This is a genomic window from Delftia sp. JD2, assembly GCF_001682645.1.
GTDB lineage: Bacteria > Pseudomonadota > Gammaproteobacteria > Burkholderiales > Burkholderiaceae_C > Comamonas > Comamonas acidovorans.
The window spans coordinates 1-22,980 of record NZ_LFJT01000033.1; the positions used below are offsets into that span (position 1 = coordinate 1).

Here is a 22,980-nt window from a genome sequence, read left to right on the forward strand (position 1 = left end):
AACTCCCCCCCTTCACCACCCCCACAAAAACCACATGCCGCTGAGCAACCTCCCCACATTGCAATCCCTGCTCCTGTCCCGCCGCCTGGCGCTGAGCGTCCTGGCCAGCGCCGCGCTGGTGGCCGCCTGCGGTGGCAGCGACAGCAACGACAGCACGACGCCCCCGGTGGCCAGCCAGCCCGCGACGGCCACGCTGGCCGTGCTGGAGACCACGGATCTGCACTTCAATGTGCGCAGCTATGACTATTTCAAGCTGGCCGAGGATGCCTCCTACGGCTTCGAGCGCACGGCCACGCTGGTGCGTGCGGCGCGCAAGGAGTTTGCCAATACGCTGCTGGTGGACAACGGCGACACCATCCAGGGCACGGCCCTGGCCGATTACGAGGCCGAGGTGGCCAAGATCCCCTGCACGCAGCAGCTGTCCATGTACAAGGCCATGGGCGCTCTGGGCTTTGATGCGGGCACGCTGGGCAACCATGAGTTCAACTACGGCCTGCCCTTCCTGAACCAGGTGCTGGGCGGCGGCCTGGATGTGGACGGCGTGGACAAGGCGCTCAAGTGCGCGGGCAATGGCTTTCCCATGGCGCTGTCGAATGTCTACAGCAGCAAGACCAAGCAGCCGCTGGTGCAGCCCTACGTGATTCTGGAGCGCAAGATCGCGGCCAAGGACAAGGATGGCAAGGCGGTGGAGCTGCCCATCAAGATCGGCGTGATCGGCTTCACCACGCCGGGCATCATGAACTGGGACAAGCGCTATCTGGAGGGCAAGCTCTACACCGAAGGCGCCGTGGAGTCCGCCCAGAAGTACCTGCCCGAGATGCGCGCCAAGGGCGCCGATGTGGTGGTGGCCATGCTGCACGGCGGCCTGGACGGCGCGGCCTACTCGCCGACGATGGAGAACCCCGGCCTGCACCTGAGCAAGGTGGCCGGCATCGACGCCATGGTCATGGGCCACCAGCACAGCGTGTTCCCCGATACGGCGGCCACGCCGGCGTTCACGCAGGCGGGCGTGGACAACAAGGCGGGCACCATCAACGGCGTGCAGTCGGTGATGGCCAGTTCCTGGGGCAAGGCGCTGGGCGTGATCCAGCTGGCGCTGAAGTGGGACGGCAAGCAGTGGAGCGTGGACAAGAGCGCGGGCAAGAGCGAGCTGCGCAATATCCAGACCGGCAAGGACGCTGCAGGCAAGGCCACCTACGTGGCCGTGGACCCGACGGTGGCGCCGCTGATCGAGAGCCAGCACCAGGCCGCCATCCAGTACGTGAAGACGCCCATCGGCAGCACGGACTTCCGCATGAGCACGCTGTTCGCCGATGTGGGCGACCCGGGCGCCATCCAGATCGTCAACCAGGCGCAGCGCGACTATGTGGCCGACTATGTGAAGGCCAGCCTGCCGCAGTACGCGCAGCTGCCCGTGCTGTCGGTGAGCGCGCCGTTCAAGTCGGGCTTCCAGGGCGGCGCCGACTACACCGACGTGGCCGTGGGCCCGCTGGCCATCTACAACGCGGCCGACCTGTACCTGTACCCCAACACCGTGTATGCGGTGAAGGTGAATGGCGCCGACATCAAGGACTGGCTGGAGGCCGCTGCCAAGCGCTTCAACCAGATCGATCCGGCCAAGACGGGTGAGCAGCAGCTGATCAGCACCTTCCCGGGCTACAACTTCGACATGTTCACCACGGCCGATGTGCAGTACGAGATCGACGTGACCCAGCCCGTGGGCAGCCGCATCAGGAACCTGCAGTACCTGGGAAAGGCCATCGACCCGGCGCAGGAGTTCGTGATCGCCACGAACAACTACCGCGCCACCAGCGGCAAGAGTTTCATCGCCAAGCTCGACGGCTCCAGCGCCATCTGGGCCTCGCCGGACGCCAACCGCGACGTGGTGATCGGATACGTGCGCAAGAAGGGCAGCATCACGCGCGCTGCCAATGGCGCGGCCAAGAGCTGGCGCTTCACCAAGGTGGCCACCTCGGCCAACGTGGTGTTCAGCTCCGGCGCCAACGCGCTGCCGGTGGCGCAGGCGGCGGGCCTGGCCAACATATCGCTGGTGGCGGCCGATGACGGCTCGGGCAAGGGCACGTCCAAGTACCGCCTGGATCTGTCGAAGTAAGTTCCGGCAGGCAAGCAACAAAAAAGCCCCGTGCATCTGGCACGGGGCTTTTTTGCTTGTGCCGAACGGGCTTCAGCGCGCAGGAGGCATCTCGAACACCAGGCAGGTGGTCGTGGCGTGGGCGTAGAGCGTGCCATCGGGGCCGACCAGGCGCGCCTCGGCCGTGGCCAGTTGGCGGCCGCAGTGCAGCACGCGGCCTTCGGCGCGCACGCGCGGCACGCGCGGGGTCAGGGCCTTGACCAGGTTCACCCCCAGCTCGGCCGTGGTGTAGCCCCGGCCCGGCGGCATGCAGGTGTGGACGGCGCAGCCCAGCGCCGAGTCCAGCAAGGTGGCGAACCAGCCGCCGTGCACCGTGCCCATGGGGTTGAGGTGGTTGGCGCCGGGGCGGCCCTGGAAGACGGCGCTGCCTTCGCCCACGGAAATCAGCATGAAGTCCAGCGTGCGTGCAATGGGCGGGTAGGGCAGTTCGCCGCGCAGCATGGCCTGCATCAGCTCCAGCCCGCTGCGGCCTGCGACCTGGTCGGGGCGCGATACGCCTGCGCCGGGGCCGGCGTCCAGCCGGAGGGTGACCGCCTGTTCCTCGTCCAGCCAGGCTTGCAGGGCAGGGGAGATGGCGCCGGAGGTGGGGCTGGAGGTGGCGCCGGAGGTGAGGCTGTGGGCGGCCTGCTCCGGGGAGTGGGTGCGGGTGTCCATGGAATGTCTCTCTTTCATTGGGAAAAGTGCGGGCGCCAGGCTGTCTGGGATGGCGGTGTGGATATTATTGTATCTACAACAGTTGTATATGCAATAATTTGCGCCATGCCAGTGAATCCAGACATCCTCGCCGTGCCCCAGGGCTGCACCAACCACCGCGTGCGCCAGCTCATGCGCAGCGTGGGCCAGGTGTATGACGCCCATCTGAACGAGACGGGGCTGCGCATCACGCAGTACTCGCTGCTCAGCCACGTGCTGGCCGCCGGTCCGGTGCGGCCCTCGGACCTGGCGCGGCGCATGCGCATGGACGCCTCGACGCTGACGCGCAACCTCAAGCCGCTGATCGACGCCGGCTGGGTGCGCATGGGCCAGGGCGAGGACCAGCGCAGCCGCCTGGTGCACATCACCGACGCGGGCCAGGCCAAGCGCGAAGAGGCCAAGCAAAGCTGGAAGACCGCACAGAACGAGCTCAACGCCCGCGTGGGCCTGGAGCGCGTGGCGGCCCTGCATGCGTTGATCGACGAATGCCTGGTGCTGCTCGATGGCGGCAATGGCGATGGCGCTGGTGGTGGCGCTGGCGATGGCAACGCTGCAGACGGCCCGCAGGCATAGGCCCTACCGAATTCCCAACCCCCGAAGAGACTCCCATGCTCTCCAACTCCACGGCGCGCTGGCTGCAGCGGCGCGGCATCCACTACGGCTGGCTGGTCGCGGCCATCACTTTCCTCACCATGCTGACCATGTCGGCCGCGCTGGGCCTGCCGGGCGCCATGCTGCAGCCGCTGTCGCGCGAGTTCGGCTGGAGTACGGAGCAGATATCGAGCAGCCTGGCGCTGCGCTTTGCGCTGTTCGGCCTGCTGGGGCCGTTTGCGGCCGTGATGATGGAGCGCTTCGGCCTGCGTGCCGTGATGTGCATGGGCCTGGCCCTGGTGGGCGGCGCCATGGCGATGGTGACGCAGGCCACGCAGCTGTGGCATCTGTTTTTGCTGTGGAGCCTGCTGCTGGGCATGGGCACGGGCCTGACGGCGCTGGTGCTGGGCGCCGTGGTGGCCAACCGCTGGTTTGCGGCGCGGCGGGGCCTGGTCATCGGCGTGCTCACGGCCAGTGCGGCCACGGGGCAGTTGGCCTTCCTGCCGCTGGCCGCCTGGATGATCGAGCACTGGGGCTGGCGCTCGGCCACGGTGCCGGTGTTCGTGGCCAGCGCCCTGATCGCGGTGCTGGCTCTGCTGTTCGTGCGGGACCGGCCTTCGGACCTGGGCCTGGTGCCCTTTGGCGGCGATGCCTCGGCCCCGCCGCCGCCGGCCATGGCCATGAACTTCGGCACGCCCTTCAAGGTGCTGGCCGAGGCCGCGCGCAACCGCACCTTCTGGCTGCTGGCGGGCACCTTCTTCATCTGCGGCCTGTCCACCAACGGCCTGGTGCAGACGCACTTCATCTCGCTGTGCGGCGACAACGGAATGGGCGCGGTGCCCGCCGCGTCGGTGCTGGCCATGATGGGGGCCTTCGACTTCGTGGGCACCGTGCTGTCGGGCTGGCTGTCGGACCGCTACGACAACCGCAAGCTGCTGTTCTGGTACTACGGGCTGCGCGGCCTGTCGCTGTTCTGGCTGCCGCATTCGGAGTTCACCTTCTACGGCCTGGGCCTGTTCGCCATGTTCTACGGGCTGGACTGGATCGCCACGGTGCCGCCCACGGTCAAGCTCACGGCCCAGCATTTCGGGCCGCAGAAGGTGGGGCTGGTGTTCGGCTGGATCTTCGCGGCCCACCAGCTGGGCGCGGCCACCGCTGCCTGGGGCGCAGGCCTGACGCGCACGTTGCTGCTGACCTATACGCCCGCGCTGTATGCGGCCGGCCTGGCCTGCCTGGTGGCGGCGGTGATGGCGCTGGTGATAGGGCGGGCGCGCAAGGCGGCGGCGGTGGCCGCGGCCTGAACACCATTACCGTTCACGCCATCCACGCCCTCAGTACAGCTGGCGCTTGCCCGGCTGCAGCAGGACGACCAGGGCGCCCGCGCCACCTTCGGCCGGGCGGGCCTGCACAAAGGCCAGCACTTCCTTTTTCTGCACCAGCCAGCGCAGCACGCGGCCCTTGAGCACGGGGGTCTTGCCCGGCGAGCCCAGGCCCTTGCCGTGCACCACGCGCACGCAGCGTATGCCGGTGCGGTGCGACAGGCGGATGAACTGGCCCAGCGCCTCGCGCGCCTCGTCCACGCGCAGGCCGTGCAGGTCCAGCTGGCGCTGGATGCTCCACTGGCCGGCGCGCAGCTTGTGCGTCACGTCCAGGCCGATGCCGGGGCGCCGGAAGCTGAGCTGGTCGTCGGTGTCCAGCAGGGTGCTGACGTCGAACTCGTCGCTCATGGCCTCCTGCAGCACGCGCTGCTCGTCCAGCTCCAGCTGCAGGGGCAGCGGCTCGGGGGGCTCGGGGGCATGGAGGTGGCGGGCGTGCGCGGACTTGAGCGCATGCACCGGGCCCACGGTGTTTTCGAACAGCTTTTGCTCGGCCAGGAGGCGGCGCGCCGCCTCGGCGCGCTGCTGCTGGAGCAGGGCCTCTTGGGCGGCGGCTTCGGCCAGTGCGCGGCGCACTGGCGCGAGGTCCTGCAGGCTGGTGGCTTTCAAAGTCATGGTGACGCCGGTTGTACCGCAATTTCGGCACCCCGGCGGCCATGGCGCCCTCTCAAGGCCTGGTGGATCTAGAAGCGATAGCGGGCGCTGACCTGGACATTGCGCGGCGCGCCGTACATGCCCGAGTACCACCAGCCGGACATGGCCGCGATGTACTTGCGGTCGAACAGGTTGTTGACGTTCAGCGTCAGCGACAGCTGGTCGCTCACGTCATAGCGGGCCATGAGCCCGGCCACGGCGTAGGAGGCCTGGCGTGCGCTGACCTGCTTGCCGACCTGCCAGGCTTCGCCGCTGTACTCGATGCCGCTGCTCCAGTTGACACCACCGCCTACGGTCAGCCTGCGCCATTCGCCGGGCATGCGGTAGGTGGTCCACAGGCGGGCCATCTGGCGCGGGAAGGTGGTGTTGATGCGCTGGCCCGTGGCGTCTTCGGAGGCGCTGAAGTTGTAGGAGGCGGCAATCGACCATTGGCGGTTGATGGCGCCGTTGACTTCCAGGTCCAGGCCCCGCGTCTTGGCGCCCTTGATGGCGCGCGAGGCGGTGGTGGTGGTGCCCGGGATGAACTGGCCGGGGTCGGACTCGGCCAGGTTGTCCTGGCGGATGAGGTAGACGGCGGCGCTGGTGGCCAGGCGCCCGTCCAGGAATTCGCTCTTGATGCCCGCCTCGTAGGTGTTGCCTTCCTGCGGGTCCAGGAAGGAGCCGTTGCGGTCGCGCGAGGTCTGCGGGCTGTAGATGGTGGCAAAGCTGGCGTACAGCGTGTGCTGCGGGTTCAGCGTGTAGACCAGGCCTGCGTAGGGTGTGAACACGCGGCGCTCGGATGAGGGCGCGGTCTCGTGGTATCCGGCCGTGGTGTCGGTGCGGTAGTCGCTGTCGTAGTTGAACAGCTTGCCGCCCACGATGAGCTTGAGGTCGTCGGCCAGCGCAAAGCGGCCGGCGCCGTACAGGCTGGTCTGGCGGCGCGTGCTGTCGAAGACCACGAAGCGGTCGCCGAACACCGGGCTGCCGCTGCTGTCCCACTGGTAGATGTTGACGGGCTTGTTGCGCAGGCCCGTGATGTCGAAGCTGCCGTCGGTCAGGCTCTGGAAGTCGGTGTAGTCGAAGCCCAGCACCGCCTCGTGCTCGCGCCCGCCCAGGTTGAAGGGGCCGCGCAGGTTGATGTCCACGGATTTGTTGCGCAGCCGGTAGTCGCGCCGCTCGGCGTTGAGCGACAGGCCATCGCCGGTCTCCCGGTCGAACAGGCTGTTGTTGACGGCCAGGTAGACCGCGTCTTCGCGCTGGTTGGAGCGCAGGTAGTTGGCCGAGAGCTTGAGCTGCCACCGGTTGGCCAGCGCCTGCTCCAGCGTGACGAAGGCGCTGGTGGAGTCGGTGTTGAAGCGGTTGTCGCGGCTGGCCGGGTTGAAGGAGACGGGGAAGTCGGTCTGCCGCCCGTCGCTGCTGAACAGCGGAAAGCCCAGGTAGGCCATGGAGCCGCGCGAGCGGCCGCGCTGGTGGTCCAGCCCGGCGGTGAGCTTGAGCGTGGAGGTGAGGTCGGCCTCGATCACGCCATAGAGCACGTCCTTTTTCTTGCTGTAGAAGTCGATGTGGCTGTCGCCCTCCTGGTGCACGGCGACCAGGCGGCCGCGCACGCTGCCCGAGGCATTGAGCGGCGAGGACAGGTCCAGCACGCCGCGCCGGTTGCCCCAGGAGCCCACGCTGGCCTCGGCCGAGCCCTGGAACTGCGCCGTGGGCTTTTTGCGCACCATGTTGACGATGCCGGACGGATCGCCCGCGCCCGTGGTCAGGCCCGAGGCGCCGCGCAGCACCTCGATGCGGTCGTACAGCGCCATGTCGGCAATGCTTTGCGTGGGCAGGGCGTCCAGGCCCAGGAATTCGGTGTGCGTGCTGACGCCGTCGAGCTGGTAGTTGGTGATGGGGTAGCCGCGCGCGTTGGCGTTGCTGCGCTCGGTGCCCAGCGCCGAGGTGGAGATGCCCGGCACGCGCGCCAGCACGTCGCTGATGCTGGTGAGGTTTTCGTCCTCCATGCGCTGCTGGGTCATCACGCTGACCGACTGCGGCGTGTCGCGCACGCTCAGCGCCAGGCCCGTGGCCACGCCGCTGGGGCCGCGTGCGGTGTAGCTGCCCGTGCCTTCGGTCGTGCCCGCCCGGTCGGCCTGGGCGACCACCTTGACCTCGGCCAGCGCATGGTCCCGGGCGCGGCCCGGCGCTGCCGTGGCCGGTGACGCCGCGGGCGCGGCGGCGGAGGCCAGCACCGTGAGCGTGCCCTGGGGCGTGCGTGCCAGCCGCAGCCCGCTGTCGCCCAGCGCCAGCTGGGCGGCCTGCTCCACGCTGTAGCTGCCCCGGATGGCGGGCGCGCGCTTGCCGGCCAGCAGGGCCGGGTCGGCGCTGATGCTGCGCTGGGCCTGGCGGGCGATGCGCGCCAGCGAGTCGTCCAGCGCGCCGGCGGGCAGGTTCCATTCCAGCGTGGCGGCTGCCTGCGATGTGCTGGCCGCCGCCGGCTGTGCCCAGGCCTGCGGCGGTGCGGACAGCGACCAGGCCAGCGCGGCGGCCACGGGCAGCAGCAGCGAGGGCGGGCTCGGCCTGCGATGTGCGGGCGTGCTGCCAGGCTGCGGGATACGGAGAGGGCGGCGTGCGGAGGCCATGGAGTCGGAGGTCCTTGTCGTTGCGGTGGAAATGAAGGGCTTTCATTCCGTATGTGCGACAAGGGCGGCAAAACCCCTCACGCGGCGCAAAAAAGATTCAAGCGGACCGATCTCGCACGTCGATCACCGTCAGCCAGTCCCCCCAGCGGCGCACGCTGACGGGATGGGTGTCCACCAGGTCCTGCAGCACCTGGTCGGGCCGGGCCAGCTGGAACACGCCGAAGATCCGCAGGCGCGCGGCCTCGGGGCTGATGCGGATGATGCCGGCCTGGTAGGGCCGCAGCGCGTCGATCACCTCGCCCAGCGGCTGGTCGCGCACGTCGATGACGCCGTCGGCCCAGGCGGCCGGCGCCAGGTGGGCGGTGTCCTGCGTGCGGATGCCGTCGGCGTCGATCCAGGCGCTGCGGCCCTCCTGCAGCCGGTGCTGCCGGCCGTTCAGGCTGGTGAGCAGCACGCTGTGCTCCAGCACATGCACCAGGGTGCTGTCTTCGGTCTGGCGCACCATGAAGCGCGTGCCCAGCGCCTGGGCCGTGCCCTGGGCGCTTTGCACGACAAACGGGCGCAGGGGCTGGCCCGGCGCGCTGGCCGCCACCTGCGCCAGCAGCGCGCCTTCGCGCAGGCGCACCAGGCGGCGGGTGTCGCTATAGGCAATGTCGGCGGCCGAGCGCGCGTCCAGTTCGATCTCGCTGCCGTCCGGCAGCCGGTGGTGGCTGCGCTGGCCGGTGCCCGTGCGCAGGTCGGCGGCCAGCGTGGTCAGCGGTGTTTGCCGGTGCACCAGCCAGGCCGTGGCGGTGCTGGCCAGGAGGGCGGCCAGCCCACCGCGCAACAGGCCGCGCCTGCGCGCGGCCTTCGGGATGGGCGCCACCAGCGCCTGCAGGCCCAGGGCCGCCGTGCCCCTGCCCTGCCGGCGCAACTGCACAAGGGCGGGCTCCACCCCGGCGGACAGGCGTTGCTGCACCATGGCCCAGGCCTGGGCATGGCCGGGCGACTGGCGCAGCCAGAGGGCGAAGGCGCGGCGGTCGTCATCGCTGGCGTGGCCCGAGTCCAGGCGCACCAGCCAGTCGATGGCCTGATCGGTGGCGGCATCCATGCAGGCGATCAGCCGGGGAAGGCCTGCGGCGACAGGTACAGGTGCACCAGGGCCTGCTTCATGTAGCGCTCCACCGTGGCAATGGACACGCCCATGGCCTCGGCGATCTCGGCGTGCCTGAGGCCGTCGAGCCGGCGCAGCAAGAAGGCCTGCCGCACCTTCGGGGGCAGGCCGTCCAGCCATTGGTCCAGGGCCTCGATGGCTTCGCGCACCAGGGCATAGTCCTCGGGGGAGGGCGCCACTTCCTCGGGCAGCGTGGCCAGCGCATCGAGCCAGGCCTGCTCCAGTTCGCGCCTGCGCCAGAAGTTGTAGAGCACCCGCTGGGCCAGCGTGGTCAGGTAGGCACGCGGCTCCTGGATGGCATGGGCCTGCCGGGACGCCACCACGCGCTCGAAGGTGTCGTGCGCCAGGTCCTCGGCCTGGTGGGAATTGCCCAGCTTGCGCCGCAGCCAGCCGTGCAGCCAGTCATGGTGGGCGACGTAGAGCGTGTGCACCGGGTCGGCGGTGGACGGGGAGGGCATGGTGCAGCGGTTTTGCAAATGAGAATTTTTCTCATTTTACAGAGTCTGCCTACATCAGCCCCTCGCTGGCCATGGACAGCGAGGCACCGGGCGCCACGATCACATGGTCCAGCACCTGGATGTCCACCAGGCCCAGGGCGGCCTGCAGGCTCTGCGTGACGGCCTTGTCGGCGGCGCTGGCCTGGACCTGTCCGCTGGGATGGTTGTGGGCCAGGATGACGGCGCCCGCATGGTGGTGCAGGGCGCGCAGAACCACCTCCCGGGGGTAGACGCTGGTGCGCGTGAGCGTGCCTCGGAACATTTCTTCCAGCGCGATCAGCCGGTTCTGGCCGTCCAGGAACAGCACGGCGAACACCTCATGCTGGCGCGCCGCCAGGTGCAGCTGCAGGTAGCGCGCCACGGCCTCGGGCGAGGCCAGGGCCGGGCGCTCGCGCAGTTGCTCGGCCATGGCGCGGCGCGCCAGTTCGAGCACGGCCAGGAGTTGCGCGCACTTGGAAGGCCCCAGCCCCTTGATGGCCTTCAGGTCGGCGTGCCCGGCCTGAAGCAGCCCGGACAGGCCGGCCCGGCCGGGCAGCTGCAGCAGTTCCTGGGCCAGCTGCAGCACGCCCTTGCCGGCCATGCCGGTGCGCAGCACGATGGCCAGCAGTTCGATATCGGAAAGCGCCGAGGGGCCGCGCGCCGCGAGCTTTTCGCGCGGCTGGGCCTGGGCGGGCAGGTCTTTGAGAGCCATGGTTCAGCCAGGTGGGGGGCGTCGCAGGGACACCGTTGCACGGGGCGTGGGGGCATGGATGTTTTTCTACAATACGGGCCAGTTTATCGGGACTTCCATGACCTCTAGCGCTTCTTCCTCGGCCCTCCCCACGGTCCAGACCGGCTCGTTCCTCACGCTGCACTACCGCCTGTCCGGGCCTGCAGGCGATGTGATCAACACCTTCAACGACAAGCCCGCCACGCTGTCCCTGGGCGCGGGCGAGCTGTCGCCCGCCGTCGAGCAGCGCCTGCTGGGCCTGGCCGAAGGCACGCGCACCACGTTCGAGATGCCGGCCGGCGAAGCCTTCGGCGAGCGCAACGGCGACATGATGCAGTGGGTGGCGCGCAAGCTGATGAACGAGCTGGGCGACCCGCACGAGCAGTACGCGCCCGGCGACGTGGTGCAGTTCCCCACGCCCGACGGCCTGGGCAGCTACGCGGGCGCCGTGGTGCAGGTGCGCGAGGACGGCGCCGTGCTGTTCGACTTCAACCACCCGCTGGCGGGCCAGCCGGTGACGTTCGAAGTGCAGATCATCGGGGTGCTCTGAGGTGCTGGACTCGACCTCGCCCCAGGAAATCCTGCTGGCCGAGCCCCGGGGCTTCTGTGCCGGCGTGGACCGCGCCATCGAGATCGTGGAGCGTGCGCTGGCCAAGTTCGGCGCGCCCATCTACGTGCGCCACGAGATCGTGCACAACACCTTCGTGGTCAACGATCTCAAGGCCAAGGGAGCGATCTTCATCGAGGAGCTGGACGACGTGCCGCCCGGCTCCACCCTGGTGTTCAGCGCCCACGGCGTGAGCCGGGCGGTGCAGGAAGAGGCGCGGCGGCGCGGTTTCTCCATCTTCGACGCCACCTGCCCGCTGGTGACCAAGGTGCATGTGGAAGTGGCCAAGCTCGCCAAGGAAGGCTACGAGTTCCTGATGATCGGCCACAAGGGGCATCCCGAGGTCGAGGGCACCATGGGCCAGCTGTCCGAGGGTATCCACCTGGTCGAGGACGAGGCCGATGTGGCCCGTGTCACCCCCCGCCAGACCGAGAAGCTGGCCGTGGTCACGCAGACCACGCTGTCGGTGGACGATGCCGCCGGCATCACGGCGGCCATCCGCGCCCGCTTTCCGCAGGTGCGCGAGCCCAAGCAGCAGGACATCTGCTACGCCACGCAAAACCGCCAGGACGCCGTCAAGGTGCTGGCGCCGCAGGTGGATGTGCTCATCGTGGTGGGCAGCCCCACCAGCTCCAACAGCAACCGCCTGCGCGAGCTGGCCGCGCGCCTGGGAACGCCCGCCTACATGGTGGACAACGCGGGCGAGCTGTGCGAGGAATGGTTTGCCAATGCCGGGCGCGTGGGCCTGACGGCCGGGGCCTCCGCCCCCGAGGTGCTGGTGGACGAGGTCATCCAGCGCCTGCGCCAGCTGGGCGCTCTGTCGGTGCGCAAGATGGATGGCATCGAGGAGACCGTGAAGTTCCCGCTGCCCAAGGGCCTGAAGATCGACGCGGCCACGGGGCTGGAGATCTCCGTGGGCAAGCAGCCCGAGACGGGCGGCTGAACCGCAGGCGCAGCGGACATTGGCCAAAAAGCAAACGGGCGCCTGGCGCCCGTTTTGCATGGTGGGGCCGAAAGCCTCAGCTCCACAGATCCAGCGGCGGATCGGAGGCCACGGCGCGCAGGATGTCGGTGCGGCTGATGAAGCCGGCCAGCAGGCCCTGCTCATCGGTCACGGGCAGGCCCGGCAGGCCGGTCTCCAGCAGCACGCCGGCCACGCGGCGCAGGTCGGTGGTGGTGGCCACCGTGGGAATGGGGGAGATCATGACCTCGTTCACGGGCCGGCGCGCCAGGGCAATGGCGTCCTTGATCGCACCGGGCTCGGGCAGCAGGTCCAGCGGCGCCATGTCGGCACGCAGCAGCAGCCCGACCACGCGGCCACCGGCATCCAGCACGGGCGCCTGGGCCACGCCGTGCTCGGCCAGCACGCGCCAGGCGTCGTTGACACCGGCCTCGGGCGATACCGTCACGGCCTCGTGGCTCATCACGTCGGCCACGGTCTGCAGGGGCTGGCGTGGCTGGCTGGGGCCTTTTTCCGTGGAAAGGTAGGCATCGACCGCTCCGCGCAGCCGCGGCGCGGGCTCCGGCGCGGCGGCAGGCTGGCCCGCGAGGTCGGCCAGGATGGCGGGGAACGAGGCGGCGGCGTCGCCCGCCATCACATCGGCCGAGCGCGTGCGCAGGGCCTGCGGGCGTTGTACGCGGCGCACGGGCGCCACCTGGCCCAGCCGCTCGGCGGGACCGCGAAACATCTGTCCGTTGGGACCGAAGACAAAAAACATGGGTGCTCCCGGGTGCGCAAACCGCTGTGGGCGGCATATCGGAAGTATCGGCGCTGGTGCGGGATTTCTGTAGTGGCAAGACCCCCAACGCCCAGGGGCGGGCGCTGCCATGGCGATACCGCCTAAAATTGCCGGCTATGCTCGATATCCTTCTTCTTCGCAAAGACCTTGACTCGGCCGTCGCACGGCTGGAGACCCGCAAAAAGCCCCAGGCCTTCCTGAACGTGGAGGCCTTCCAGTCCCTGGAAGCAGAGCGCAAGTCCCTGCAGACACGGACCGAGGAGCTGCAGTCCAAGCGCAACCAGCTGTCCAAGCAGATCGGCATGCTGATGGGCAAGGGCGAGAAGGACGCTGCCGAGGCCGCCAAGGCCGAAGTCGGCAGCCTCAAGACCGAGCTGGACCAGTCGGCCACGCGCCTGGAGCAGATCCAGGGCGAGCTGCAGACCATGCTGCTGGCCGTGCCCAACCTGCCGCACGACAGCGTGCCCGTCGGTGCGGACGAAAGCGGCAATGTGGAGGCGCGCCGCTGGGGCACGCCCAAGACCTTTGATTTCGAGGTCAAGGACCATGTGGACGTGGGCCAGCCGCTGGGGCTGGACTTCGACATGGGCGTCAAGCTGTCGGGCTCGCGCTTCACCGTGATGAAGGGCCCCATCGCCCGCCTGCACCGCGCCCTGGCGCAGTTCATGATCGACCTGCAGACCGACTCGCATGGCTACACCGAGTGCTATGTGCCCTACGCCGTCAATGCCGACTCGCTCAAGGGAACGGGCCAGTTGCCCAAGTTCGAGGGCGACCTGTTCGCCGCCAAGAAGGGCGGCCAGGACGGCGAGCCCGTGCCCGACAACGCGGCGCTCTACCTGATTCCCACGGCCGAAGTGCCGCTGACCAACTTCGTGCGCGACGTGGTCGTGGCCGAGGACCAGCTGCCCATCAAGCTCACGGCCCACAGCCCCTGCTTCCGCTCCGAGGCCGGCAGCTACGGCCGCGACACGCGCGGCATGATCCGCCAGCACCAGTTCGACAAGGTCGAGATGGTGCAGATCGTGCATCCGGAAAAGAGCTACGAGGCGCTGGAAGAAATGACGGGCCACGCCGAGGCCGTGCTGCAGAAGCTGGGCCTGCCCTACCGCGTGATGAGCCTGTGCACGGGCGACATGGGCTTTGGCGCGGCCAAGACCTATGACCTGGAAGTCTGGCTGCCTGCGCAGAACACCTACCGCGAGATCAGCTCGGTCTCCAACTGCGAGGCCTTCCAGGCGCGCCGCCTGCAGGCACGCTTCAAGAATGCCCAGGGCAAGAACGAGCTGGTGCACACGCTCAACGGTTCCGGCCTGGCCGTGGGCCGCACGCTGGTGGCGGTGCTGGAGAACTACCAGAACGCGGACGGCTCGGTGACCATCCCCGAGGCGCTGCGCCCGTACATGGGTGGACAGACTTTGCTGAAGGCCTGAATTTTTAGGCTATAATTTCAGCTTCGACGCTGCGGAGAGGTGGCAGAGTGGTCGATTGTACCTGACTCGAAATCAGGCGTACGTGCGAACGTACCGAGGGTTCGAATCCCTCCCTCTCCGCCAGAAACATGAAACCCAGTGCTGTGAAAACGGCACTGGGTTTTTCTGTTTCTGGCGTGCCGGTGGCCGCCTGCAATGGGAATGGGAAGGCCTTGCCCGGTTGCTTACTTGCAATCGCGCCTGACAAGTGAGCCATGCTCCGCTGAGGCAGCACGCCGCTTCCAAATCACCCCGTCCACCAGATAGTGATGGAAACCAAGGGTGAAGTGCGCTATTAGCACAGTGGGCAGCCCCAGCCAGAGCAGTTGTGTGCCTGCCCAGTCGATGGCCAGGTAGAGCATTGAGCCCAGTGCCAGGCACACACCACCATACCGGGCAGCGTTCTTCCACAAGCCGGTCTCCGACGCCTTGTCGGCTTGTGTCTGTCGCTCGCGGCGGATGTTCTGCACCCAGACGAATAGCAGGTACTGCAGGTTGTGCCACAGATTGATCAGGAGCCATCCGAGCGTGATGTCGGTGATCCAGATGTAGGCCACGAAGCAGGTGAATGCATGCGAGGCCACAAAGCCATCGTGACGCCAATCGATGTTTCCCGTCAGAGCCAGGCGAGCCTGTCGCCATAGCCAGAAGGCGCTGCAAGCGATGGCCGCAACGCCCATCGCATTGGCCGCCTGGGCGGGTACGGCAGGCAGTTGGATGGGATAGCCCAGAAAGGTCTCGGGCGCCTGGGCGCAGCGGGCAAGCAGCCCCCACGCGGCAACGAGGTAGATGAGGGCTTCGGCGAGCCTGTCCTGGCGAAAGGGATGCATCCCTGAGCGCCGATAGGCCCTGGCGATGCCGAAGGACTGCCTCGCCACGTGATAGCTCTGCGCGCAGAAATAGAGCGTGAACAGCCCGGCGACCTCGAATGCCAGCACGGTCGCCACCACACCGCCGAGCACGATCACGGGCAGGCCAAAGATCAGGAAGCGATGGCGTCGGATATCGGCCATGCTGGCTCCGATCCGGGTCAAGGTGGCCATGACATGAGGATTGGCGAAAAGCCAGGTATCCACCAGCACGATGGCGAGCAGCATGGCAGGCGATATCGAAGCCATGGCCGTCATGCCGAGGGCCAATGCCAGCGTGCCGGCAATGAACAGGCCGTCGAACCCTGGATGCCGTGCCAGCAGGCCGGCACGCATGGCGTTTGCGTGTGGCAGGGCAGTCATGTGACGATGGGTGGCTGGATCTGCGGCCGGGGCGACCCGAGCGGTGCGGGCTTTGGCGGGATGGTGAAAACGGTTTCCGGGCGCAAATAGTGCTCGGTGCCACTCTTGAGCTTTTCAAGCGCCTGCATGCGGGCAGCGGTAAAGCGTGACTCGAGCGTCAGCCGGCTGGACATGCCAGACAGGCCCGCTGCCGGCAGTCGCTGGTGAGGGTCATAGACCTCACTGATCTCACAGGGATAGCAGCGATTGCTTGCGTCGAGTTGGCTTGCCAGAGAAATCTTGTAGACAACACCTTCGGTCTGATCTGGAGCGATGGGAAAAGAGAAGGTCAATTCGGAAAGGATGGAATCCTTCGTTGTATCGCCTGCAAGCTTGAAACCGGCAACGCTGTATGCGTCGATGATCATGGTCTTCAGACTTGATGGATCAATGCCGACAAATGAGTTTTCGTATAGATTTCTTTCTCCTCGCCACTTGTTTCTATAGTTGAAACCGAAATCCGCGTCCATGGATTTTCGCCCGAGATCGTGAATGCTGGCATAGGCTTGATCGATGGCCGAAAAAACCTGGCGACTCAGATCGTACTGAAGCATCCACGAAGAAGATTGAAGGCTGGGGAGATCGGGAATCATGGTCAGCCGCAAGAAGCAACTGGCGCATCTCTTGCTCTTGTCAAGGTTCTCGTCCACCCGCAGGACCACATCAACGCGCTGAATTTTTCCACCCGTCGCCACGGAATAGAAGAATTTGTATTGCGCCGTTCCATCCTTCGATTTTTCAATGGCCGTATGGGAAAACCGGGCGCTTTCGAAAGCACTGATCACCAGTTTTCTGAAATCATCCACCTTGATGCCACGATAAATGGCGACTGGAAAAGCAGTGGGCGATGTTCTTTCATGAAGCAAGATCGGTGATTGGATGTTTTGCCCTGATGCACCATGGACCATGGTCATCCAAAAGAAAGCAATCATCACCAGTGTTTTTGATCCATCAAGCATGATGTCTTTTCGATGCAGTATGAATAATGATCGCTGAAGCTGCGCGGCGTGGGCCGATTTGCATGAGATCAGATGTGCTGCGCAAAGGCATCTTGGCTTGCGGCGCAGACTCCTGGCAGGGGAGCGTCTTTGCCAAAGGCCCTGTGAGTTGCTCAAGGCTCTGTTGCCTTTGCAGAACAACGCAATGATGGTAGTGCAACTGCAGCCTGTGCTGACGCAGCAGGCAGTTGCAGCCATAAAAAAGGCCCGCGTTGGCGGGCCGTGCTCAGATCTCGAGGGCCTTGCGGTCCTTGCCTTCAATCCAGCGCGGCGGTTTGCCCCGGCCGGTCCAGGTGGCTCCGCTGGCGGGGTCGCGGTATTTGGCCACGCCAATGCTGGCGGACTTGGCCTTGCCGGTGCTGAAGATGTCATCCTGGGTCAGACCGAACTGCTCGACGAGTTCGCGGACCTTGGCGATGACTCCGCCTTTTTCCGCCTTCAGGGTGGCGGCGATCTTTGCCTCAAGCTCGGCCTTCTGCTGGAGGAGGGTTTTGTAATCTGCTGTCATGTATTCCTCATGGATAGTGTGCTACACAATGACGCATTCTATGGAGACAGGGCCCATGTCGCATGTGGGACATCGTTGGTGTTTGCACCTAGCCTCTGCTCCGACTGCCCCCATGCGCTGCGCGCAGACCGGGCCTAGGCCTCGGCAAATTCGCGCCTGGCGCTGAAGTGCAGGATTTCGGAATCCTGCGCTCCCCCCTGTCTTTGAATGACGATGGTGCCGTTGGAATGCAGATAGATGCGGATGCCCGGCAGGGTGTCCGAATCCAGATGGCAAGGGCTTTTGTCGAGGTTTTTCCAGCCATGTTCTGCGCACAGCGTGCGTTGCCGCATGCGGTTGAGCAATTCACGGCGAGCGCCGGCGCCTTCGCAGATGCGCATCCAGAGCAGCAACAGCATGTCGTGTGCCTCCTGGCGGGATGAGCAGGGAGGCATGTGCTTCAACTGGTTCAGCAGGGTGAAGAACCGTTCCTCTGCGCTGATTTCGAGTGCCATGTTTGCCTCCTGTGTGCCTGGATATGCATCAAAGTGTAGGCATGCCCGGTTCCGCGAAGGCGCGGCGTTTGGCGACAGCGCCGGTGGCGTTTTTTCCTGCGTGTTTGCAGGATTTCTGCCAGGGCGGCTGTCATGGCCCATGCCAGCCGTGTCAGTGCGACTGCATGCCCATGAGATTGCACGACATGGCGCATTGCTGGCAGGCTGCCGCGCAGGTCTGGCAATGGTCGTGGGAATGCTTGCTGCATTCGTCGGCGCAGGCCTGGCAGATCTGGGCGCACAGGCGGCAGATGTCCGGCGCATGCGGGCTCTGGCGCGCCATTGCGGCCACGGCCAGTTCACAGATCTGCGCGCATTCCAGGTCCTGGGCAATGCAGGCGGCCATCATCTGGACGTCTGACTCCTTCAGGCAGGCGGCGGCGCAGGTATTGCAGGCAATGACGCAGGCCTGGCAGGCGTCCATGCAGGCCTTGTAGTCGATGGCTGGTGGGGTGGTATTCATGGCAGTTCTCCAGGAATGAGGGAGTGAAGTCGCGCAGGGCGTTCTTCCTTGGCCATTTGCTGGCAGCTATCCGCACCAAAGAAAACGCCCCGCGAGCGGGGCTGTGTCAAAGACCGCAAGGGTCGGGATTTACAGGTAGGGCACGCCGTAGTAGTCGTTCACGCGGCGGCCATATTCATCGGTGTATGCCGGAGCCGTATCGCGCTCATAGCGTGGAGCGTTGTCCAGTTGCTCACGCGTCAGCGATACCACGTAGCCATTCATGTTGGGCTCGTACTTGAGGGATTCCCAGGGCAGCGGATAGCGATCCGTGCCGATGCCCAGGAAGCCGCCGAACTCCATGACGGCGTAGCGCACCTTGCCGGACAGCTTGTCGATCATCAGCGTGTCTATGGTCCCCAGCTTGTCGCCTGCCGGGTTGTAGACATTGGTGCCGCTGACGGTTTCGGAAGAAATGACGCTCGATGCGGTGTTGGGTGTGACCATGACGTTCTCCAGTGAGTGGGTTTGTGCTGACCCGCCAGCGCGGTGCGTCTGGCGGCTGAGCGATGCGGCTTTGAATGGGGCGCGGTAGCCGGCCCGTCAAGAAAACCTGTGCATCGCCTGGCGAAGTCGAAGCCTGTGTGCTTCTGGGTTCTAGCTTAGGACGGCATCTGCGGGCACCGGGTAGTCGGGCCGCCGCGACGTGCGTAGGAGGTGCCTTGGGCGGCGGAGGCCAGGTCCTACGAGCCCCTGTAGTCAAGGTCGGCGGGGCTGCGGGCCTTGGCTGACGCGGGGCAGCAGCCTGGGCCGGCTGCGGCGCGGCAGGGCGAGGCGTACAACAAAAACGACAGGGCAATGAAGCGCAGGCAGTCCCGCATGCGTGTGGCATGCCCCGAAGGAGAGCCCCATGAATGCAAGCAACAAGCCATCCATCCAGCCCATCCAGCCGGTGTCCACGGATGCCCCCGAGGATGAAGACCTTGTCGAGCAGGCACGCCCCGGCCACGGTGTTCCTTCGCAGGACCCCGATGCGTCCGCGCAGTTCGAACTGTCGCCCGAGGATGCAGAGCGCGAGTCGCGCTCGGTTTTCATCGGCGGTGGCGTGCTGGCCGGAGCCGCTGCAGGCGCTGCGGCGGGTGCTGCGATTGCCGGCCCGGTGGGCGTGGTGGTCGGCGGCACGGTAGGCAGCGTGGCCGGTGCGCTGGGCGGTGCGGCCGCTGGCGCCGTGGCACCTGCGCAGGGCGCTGAAAAACCGTCGCACCCCGGCAGCAAGTCTTCCGGGTGACAGGGAAGGGGTGGTGGCAGGCCCTGTGTAGCGCAGCGGCCATGGACGCGTGTGGGTGCATCCCGTATACAGAGGCCTGTCCACTTTCTTCCCACCCCAGATGGCCAACGTACTCATCGGCATCGTCGCCGCAATCCATGTCTACATCCTCGTGCTGGAGATGTTTCTCTGGGACAAGCCGGCCGGACGCCGCGCGTTTGGCCTGACGCCCGAATTTGCCCTGCAGACCAGGACACTGGCCGCCAACCAGGGCCTGTACAACGGCTTTCTCGCCGCCGGGCTGATCTGGGGGCTGGCGCAGGGGGCCGATGGCCTGGGCTTCAAGTACTTCTTCCTGATCTGCGTGCTGGTGGCCGGCGTGTATGGCGCCGCCACGGCCAGCCGCAAGATCCTCTGGGTGCAGGCCGTGCCGGCTGCTGTGTCGCTGATTGCGCTGTACCTGGGCCTTTGAGCGCGCCCGAAGCGCCCAAATCGCCCAAAGCTCCCAAAGCTCCCAAAGCGCTCAGGGCGAGCTGGCCGTGAAGGTGACCAGCCCGGTGTAGGTGCCTGCCCTGCGGGAGGCCAGGTTGGCATAGGACAGCGTCCAGTTCGCCGTGCGCTGGGTGACCAGCCCCGCAAAGGCGGTGGCCACCACGTTGACCGCTGCGCCCGTTCCCGTATTGGGTATCAGCGGTGCGGGCAGGTTGCTGTCGCTGGTGGCGATGGTGATCTCCGACAGCGGGATGGTATTGGCCCCGCTGGCCAGCGCCGTGGTGGCGGTGGCGCGCAGCGTGACCTGGCCTGCGTTGCTGCGCACCTCCACCGGCAGCACATTGCCGCTGGGCGTGATGCTGAAGCTGGGAGCCGCGCCGCTCCAGTTCACCGAGGTGTTGCTGCCCGCCACGGGCGTGGTGGGCACGCCAGGGATGGACGGGGCGAGCACAAAGGCCACGCTGCTGGTCGTGCCGCCGGGCGTGGGCCAGGTGCCGTCGCCTATGCGAAAGAAGATGAACTTGTCGATGGCGATGGTGAAGTCCAGGTTCACCGAGGTGCTCAGCGGCACCAGCAGGCTGGGGCCTGTGGTGCTGGACGCCGCATGCACGGTGTGGCCCAGGCCGCCCAGCGCCATGGACAGGGCCAGCCACGCGATCGGCCTGGTTGCCATCACTTCAGTTCCACATCGATCTTGAAGCTGCCTTTTTCCCAGTCCAGGCTGCCCTTGGCCTTGACCGGATACGCGGGCGGCGGGGCGGGCTGGCCGTCTTCACCCTTGGGCATGAGGGCCAGCGTGCGTGTCTGGCCGGGCAGTATGGGCGTGCCTTCCGGCACCAGTTCGAAGCGGCGGCCCTTGTTGTCCACGGCGTCCAGGCTGCCTTCCAGCCGGCCATGGGCATCGCCGGTGTTGCTGACGGTGACCAGGGCGCGGCGCGTCTTGCCGTCTTCGGCCATGGAAAGCTGGCGAATGTCCAGCTGGGGCGCAGCCCCTCCCAGCGTCACGTAGACGGCCACCGCGATGCGGCCCGTGACAGGCAGGCTCAGGCTGGCGCCGCCGCTGCGTATGACGGTCTGCTGCGCGGGCTCCACGCCTTCGATGGCGATCATGAAGCGGCATTCGCCGCGCGGCGCATCGGCAGGCGGCTCCACCTGAAAGCGGAAGGCCTTCTTGCTGCGGCCTGCAATCGTGACGCTGCGCCGCTCCAGCAGCACCCAGGGCCGGCAACTGCCGGGCAGCAGTTCGTCGTGGTAGGTGATGTCGCCCGTGTCGGAATAGGTCCAGTCGATGGTGCGCATGGCCACCTCGGTGGGTGCCGAGGCCAGGTTGTGGATGTCCAGCGATTGGCCCGTGCGCGCCCCCGGCTTGGCCGACAGCTCGAAACGCGAGGGCGCCACGGCCAGCTCGAACGGTGCGGCGGCGCCGCCGCTGCAGGCGATCAGCAGGGCCAGTGAAACGGCGATGGGAGGAGCTTTCATGGCAGGGTCTCGATCTCGAAGTAGGACTCGAAGCTCAGTGCCGAGCCCCGGGTCAGGCGCAGCTCGGCGGGGTCGATGTGCAGCGTGAGGTCGAAAACCTCGGCCATCCAGGGCGTGCGGACCACGCCGTTCCAGACCTGGACCCGGTCGCCGGGCCGGCCCGTGCCGCCCGCAAAGACGCCATTGCCGCGCCACCGCACCTGCATGCCCGCAGGCGAGCGCAGGCCCGTGACCAGGGCGGGAATCACATAGAAGATGCGCGCCGTGCTGCCGACATGGGGCGCCGTGGCCAGCCGGTATTCGATGCGTCCCATGGGCAGCTCCAGCAGCCGCTCGCCGACGACCCTGGCCCGGGCGAAGTCGCTGCGCACCTGGGACCGGGGCGAAGCCGAGTCGTCCAGCCGCGCCACTTCGGCATGCGCCGCGAGGGCCGTGGCCCAGGCCAGCGCCATGCACAGGAGCGGCCACGCCAGCGGCCTCATACCATCGATGCCGTGAAGCGCACGGTGCCCTTGTAGTTGCCGCCCGGGTAGACCACGTCGTTGTCGTAGGTGAACTGCAGCACGGTGCCGGTCAGTTGCCGTGACTGGACGGTCCAGCCAGCGACCGGGCACAGCCCGCCAGAACAGACGGATGCGTTCGCGTTGTAGCTGGCAATGGACTGGCCGGCGCTGGCGGTGAAGCGCCCGTTCTGTATGTCGCCGGACGCAGCATTGCCGTTGTTCGATGCCACCCAACTGATCTTGCTGAACGGAATGGTCGCGCTGCCGCAGCCACCCGACTGGCAGGAAAGTGCGGTGGATGAATCGACGACCAGGGTGACTGGCCGGGCCACGGCGGTGCCCAGCGCGGGACGTGTGGGAGACACCGAGACACTGATGCTGGGCGTGCCCGTCACGGCCACGGGCGTGAGGCCGGCGTTGGCTCCCGTCACGCTGAAGGCCACGGTGTCCACGGTTGCCCCGGTCGTGCCCACGCGCAGTGTCAGGCTGTAGTTGAGCAGGTCTGTGTCGGTCACGATGGTGAACACGGCCTGCGCGGGCGGCTGCACAACGCAGAGGGCTGCTGCGGCCAGCAGGCGAGGCAATGCCTTGTCCATCAGATGCCCTGGGCCGTATACGTGATGACGTTGGTATAGGTATTGGCAGCCCAGCTGGCCGGCGTACCTCCCAGCGCATATGCCCAGGTTCCCGTCGCAACCACGTTGGAGGGGAACGAGGTGGATGCGCAGGCACCCAGATTGGGCCCGGGGTGGGGCAGGTTGCCGGTGGTCGTGACGGTGAAGTCCGCGTTGGCGGGGCCGCCCGTGGCATTCCAGGCGCCGACCGCGCAGTTGATGGTGCCGGCGCCTGCATTGGTCCAGGCATAGACCGTGAGCGTGGCGGCAGCCGAGGCGGTGGCCACGGTGGGCGCGGCGCCGTTCCAGTCCACGTTGGTGTTGTTGACGGAGGCCAGCGGCGTGGTGGGCACGCCGGGGATGCTCAGCGTCGAGGTCCAGGTCACCGTGTCCACCGTGGTATTGGTCGAGCCCACGCGCAGCAAGATGAGCTTGGGCACGGTCACGCTGAGGTTGACCTTGGCCTGGGCCGTGATGGTTCCGGTGCCCGATCCGTACTGGCTCTCGGCCATGGCAGGCAACGCGGTCAGGGCCAGGCCGAGGCCGCCGAGCGATGCGGCCAGCAGGCGTTGGGCGATGGGTGTTCGTTTCATGGAATCTCCTTGGATGGAACGGGTTGCCTGGGAAGCC

General features: G+C 67.0%; 26 protein-coding genes and 1 tRNA gene. 9 read left to right on the top strand and 18 right to left on the bottom strand.

From position 1 onward, the window contains the following. Positions 1-34 precede the first annotated feature (34 nt). The gene (locus ACM14_RS18065) at positions 35-2,113 is read left to right on the top strand and encodes a bifunctional 2',3'-cyclic-nucleotide 2'-phosphodiesterase/3'-nucleotidase (protein WP_065346901.1); all 2,079 of its coding nucleotides are present in this window, start codon (positions 35-37) and stop codon (positions 2,111-2,113) included. Positions 2,114-2,185: 72 nt separating this feature from the next. On the opposite strand, the gene ACM14_RS18070 is transcribed toward ACM14_RS18065, so the two are convergent. Beyond that, the gene (locus ACM14_RS18070; RefSeq protein ID WP_065346902.1) at positions 2,186-2,806 is read right to left on the bottom strand and encodes a PaaI family thioesterase; all 621 of its coding nucleotides are present in this window, start codon (positions 2,804-2,806) and stop codon (positions 2,186-2,188) included. 105 nt (positions 2,807-2,911) lie between these two features. On the opposite strand from ACM14_RS18070, the gene ACM14_RS18075 reads away from it, so the two are divergent. Together ACM14_RS18075 and ACM14_RS18080 are read left to right on the top strand one after the other, a co-directional pair. Beyond that, positions 2,912-3,418, top strand: coding sequence for a MarR family winged helix-turn-helix transcriptional regulator (locus ACM14_RS18075; protein WP_065346903.1), 507 nt, complete (start codon positions 2,912-2,914; stop codon positions 3,416-3,418). A gap of 35 nt (positions 3,419-3,453) precedes the next feature. Further along, entirely contained in the window at positions 3,454-4,737 is a 1,284-nt protein-coding gene (locus tag ACM14_RS18080) for an MFS transporter (protein ID WP_043824820.1), read from the top strand. Positions 4,738-4,767: 30 nt separating this feature from the next. On the opposite strand, the gene ACM14_RS18085 is transcribed toward ACM14_RS18080, so the two are convergent. The 5 genes from ACM14_RS18085 to radC all read right to left on the bottom strand — a co-directional run bounded on the left by ACM14_RS18085 (position 4,768) and on the right by radC (position 10,407). After that, positions 4,768-5,427: a Smr/MutS family protein gene (locus tag ACM14_RS18085; protein WP_013803859.1), complete on the bottom strand. Its 660-nt coding sequence runs from the start codon at positions 5,425-5,427 to the stop codon at positions 4,768-4,770. 68 nt (positions 5,428-5,495) lie between these two features. Beyond that, positions 5,496-8,066, bottom strand: coding sequence for a TonB-dependent receptor (locus ACM14_RS18090; RefSeq protein WP_084027402.1), 2,571 nt, complete (start codon positions 8,064-8,066; stop codon positions 5,496-5,498). 97 nt (positions 8,067-8,163) lie between these two features. Next, on the bottom strand, positions 8,164-9,156 hold the full coding sequence (locus ACM14_RS18095; protein ID WP_065346904.1) for a FecR domain-containing protein: 993 nt from the start codon (positions 9,154-9,156) through the stop codon (positions 8,164-8,166). A gap of 8 nt (positions 9,157-9,164) precedes the next feature. Beyond that, entirely contained in the window at positions 9,165-9,677 is a 513-nt protein-coding gene (locus ACM14_RS18100; RefSeq protein WP_065346934.1) for a sigma-70 family RNA polymerase sigma factor, read from the bottom strand. A gap of 49 nt (positions 9,678-9,726) precedes the next feature. After that, on the bottom strand, positions 9,727-10,407 hold the full coding sequence (gene radC / locus ACM14_RS18105; RefSeq protein ID WP_043824817.1) for a DNA repair protein RadC: 681 nt from the start codon (positions 10,405-10,407) through the stop codon (positions 9,727-9,729). 97 nt (positions 10,408-10,504) lie between these two features. On the opposite strand from radC, the gene ACM14_RS18110 reads away from it, so the two are divergent. Further along, entirely contained in the window at positions 10,505-10,975 is a 471-nt protein-coding gene (locus ACM14_RS18110; protein ID WP_012203830.1) for a peptidylprolyl isomerase, read from the top strand. Position 10,976: 1 nt separating this feature from the next. Continuing rightward, positions 10,977-11,975: a 4-hydroxy-3-methylbut-2-enyl diphosphate reductase gene (ispH, locus tag ACM14_RS18115; RefSeq protein ID WP_012203831.1), complete on the top strand. Its 999-nt coding sequence runs from the start codon at positions 10,977-10,979 to the stop codon at positions 11,973-11,975. Between the two features lie 76 nt (positions 11,976-12,051). Here the strand turns inward: ispH and ACM14_RS18120 are convergent, their stop codons facing one another. Continuing rightward, positions 12,052-12,750: a CBS domain-containing protein gene (locus tag ACM14_RS18120; protein ID WP_012203832.1), complete on the bottom strand. Its 699-nt coding sequence runs from the start codon at positions 12,748-12,750 to the stop codon at positions 12,052-12,054. 137 nt (positions 12,751-12,887) lie between these two features. Between ACM14_RS18120 and serS the strand changes: the two genes are divergently transcribed. Both serS and ACM14_RS18130 read left to right on the top strand, forming a co-directional pair. After that, positions 12,888-14,204 (top strand): serine--tRNA ligase, encoded by a 1,317-nt coding sequence (serS, locus tag ACM14_RS18125; RefSeq protein ID WP_012203833.1) that lies wholly within the window; start codon positions 12,888-12,890, stop codon positions 14,202-14,204. A 33-nt stretch (positions 14,205-14,237) separates the two neighbouring features. Then, positions 14,238-14,327: transfer RNA gene (locus ACM14_RS18130), tRNA-Ser, on the top strand. A 101-nt stretch (positions 14,328-14,428) separates the two neighbouring features. Here ACM14_RS18130 and ACM14_RS18135 read toward each other — a convergent pair. The 6 genes from ACM14_RS18135 to ACM14_RS18160 all read right to left on the bottom strand — a co-directional run bounded on the left by ACM14_RS18135 (position 14,429) and on the right by ACM14_RS18160 (position 18,502). Further along, positions 14,429-15,448, bottom strand: coding sequence for a hypothetical protein (locus ACM14_RS18135; protein ID WP_065346905.1), 1,020 nt, complete (start codon positions 15,446-15,448; stop codon positions 14,429-14,431). Between the two features lie 23 nt (positions 15,449-15,471). Then, positions 15,472-16,473 (bottom strand): hypothetical protein, encoded by a 1,002-nt coding sequence (locus ACM14_RS18140; RefSeq protein ID WP_139093452.1) that lies wholly within the window; start codon positions 16,471-16,473, stop codon positions 15,472-15,474. A gap of 265 nt (positions 16,474-16,738) precedes the next feature. Continuing rightward, a complete protein-coding gene (locus ACM14_RS18145; protein ID WP_012203893.1) occupies positions 16,739-17,020 on the bottom strand; it encodes an H-NS family nucleoid-associated regulatory protein in 282 nt (93 codons plus the stop codon). A gap of 134 nt (positions 17,021-17,154) precedes the next feature. Then, entirely contained in the window at positions 17,155-17,514 is a 360-nt protein-coding gene (locus ACM14_RS18150) for a hypothetical protein (protein WP_012203894.1), read from the bottom strand. A gap of 151 nt (positions 17,515-17,665) precedes the next feature. After that, positions 17,666-18,016 carry a four-helix bundle copper-binding protein gene (locus ACM14_RS18155; RefSeq protein ID WP_013803851.1) on the bottom strand — a complete coding sequence of 117 codons (351 nt, stop codon included), beginning with the start codon at positions 18,014-18,016 and terminating at the stop codon, positions 17,666-17,668. Between the two features lie 129 nt (positions 18,017-18,145). Then, the gene (locus ACM14_RS18160) at positions 18,146-18,502 is read right to left on the bottom strand and encodes a PRC-barrel domain-containing protein (RefSeq protein ID WP_013803850.1); all 357 of its coding nucleotides are present in this window, start codon (positions 18,500-18,502) and stop codon (positions 18,146-18,148) included. A gap of 403 nt (positions 18,503-18,905) precedes the next feature. Here ACM14_RS18160 and ACM14_RS18165 point away from each other — a divergent pair, with 403 nt between their 5' ends. Together ACM14_RS18165 and ACM14_RS18170 are read left to right on the top strand one after the other, a co-directional pair. Next, positions 18,906-19,283, top strand: a complete 378-nt coding sequence (locus ACM14_RS18165; protein WP_065346906.1) for a bacteriocin — start codon at positions 18,906-18,908, stop codon at positions 19,281-19,283. Between the two features lie 100 nt (positions 19,284-19,383). After that, positions 19,384-19,734, top strand: a complete 351-nt coding sequence (locus ACM14_RS18170; protein ID WP_065346907.1) for a DUF1304 domain-containing protein — start codon at positions 19,384-19,386, stop codon at positions 19,732-19,734. A 51-nt stretch (positions 19,735-19,785) separates the two neighbouring features. Here the strand turns inward: ACM14_RS18170 and ACM14_RS18175 are convergent, their stop codons facing one another. Genes ACM14_RS18175 through ACM14_RS18195 form a run of 5 tightly spaced genes read right to left on the bottom strand, consistent with a single transcriptional unit; the run spans position 19,786 to position 22,943 of the window. Then, positions 19,786-20,427, bottom strand: a complete 642-nt coding sequence (locus tag ACM14_RS18175) for a hypothetical protein (protein ID WP_065346908.1) — start codon at positions 20,425-20,427, stop codon at positions 19,786-19,788. Next, on the bottom strand, positions 20,427-21,233 hold the full coding sequence (locus ACM14_RS18180) for a hypothetical protein (RefSeq protein WP_065346909.1): 807 nt from the start codon (positions 21,231-21,233) through the stop codon (positions 20,427-20,429). The genes ACM14_RS18175 and ACM14_RS18180 overlap by 1 nt, the downstream gene beginning before the upstream one ends. Further along, complete coding sequence (locus ACM14_RS18185; RefSeq protein WP_254662081.1) at positions 21,230-21,685, bottom strand: hypothetical protein; 456 nt, start codon at positions 21,683-21,685, stop codon at positions 21,230-21,232. Before ACM14_RS18185 ends, ACM14_RS18180 begins: the two co-directional genes overlap by 4 nt. 26 nt (positions 21,686-21,711) lie before the next feature. Next, on the bottom strand, positions 21,712-22,332 hold the full coding sequence (locus tag ACM14_RS18190) for a hypothetical protein (RefSeq protein ID WP_065346911.1): 621 nt from the start codon (positions 22,330-22,332) through the stop codon (positions 21,712-21,714). Next, the gene (locus ACM14_RS18195; RefSeq protein ID WP_065346912.1) at positions 22,332-22,943 is read right to left on the bottom strand and encodes a hypothetical protein; all 612 of its coding nucleotides are present in this window, start codon (positions 22,941-22,943) and stop codon (positions 22,332-22,334) included. Before ACM14_RS18195 ends, ACM14_RS18190 begins: the two co-directional genes overlap by 1 nt. Between the last annotated feature and the right edge of the window lie 37 nt (positions 22,944-22,980).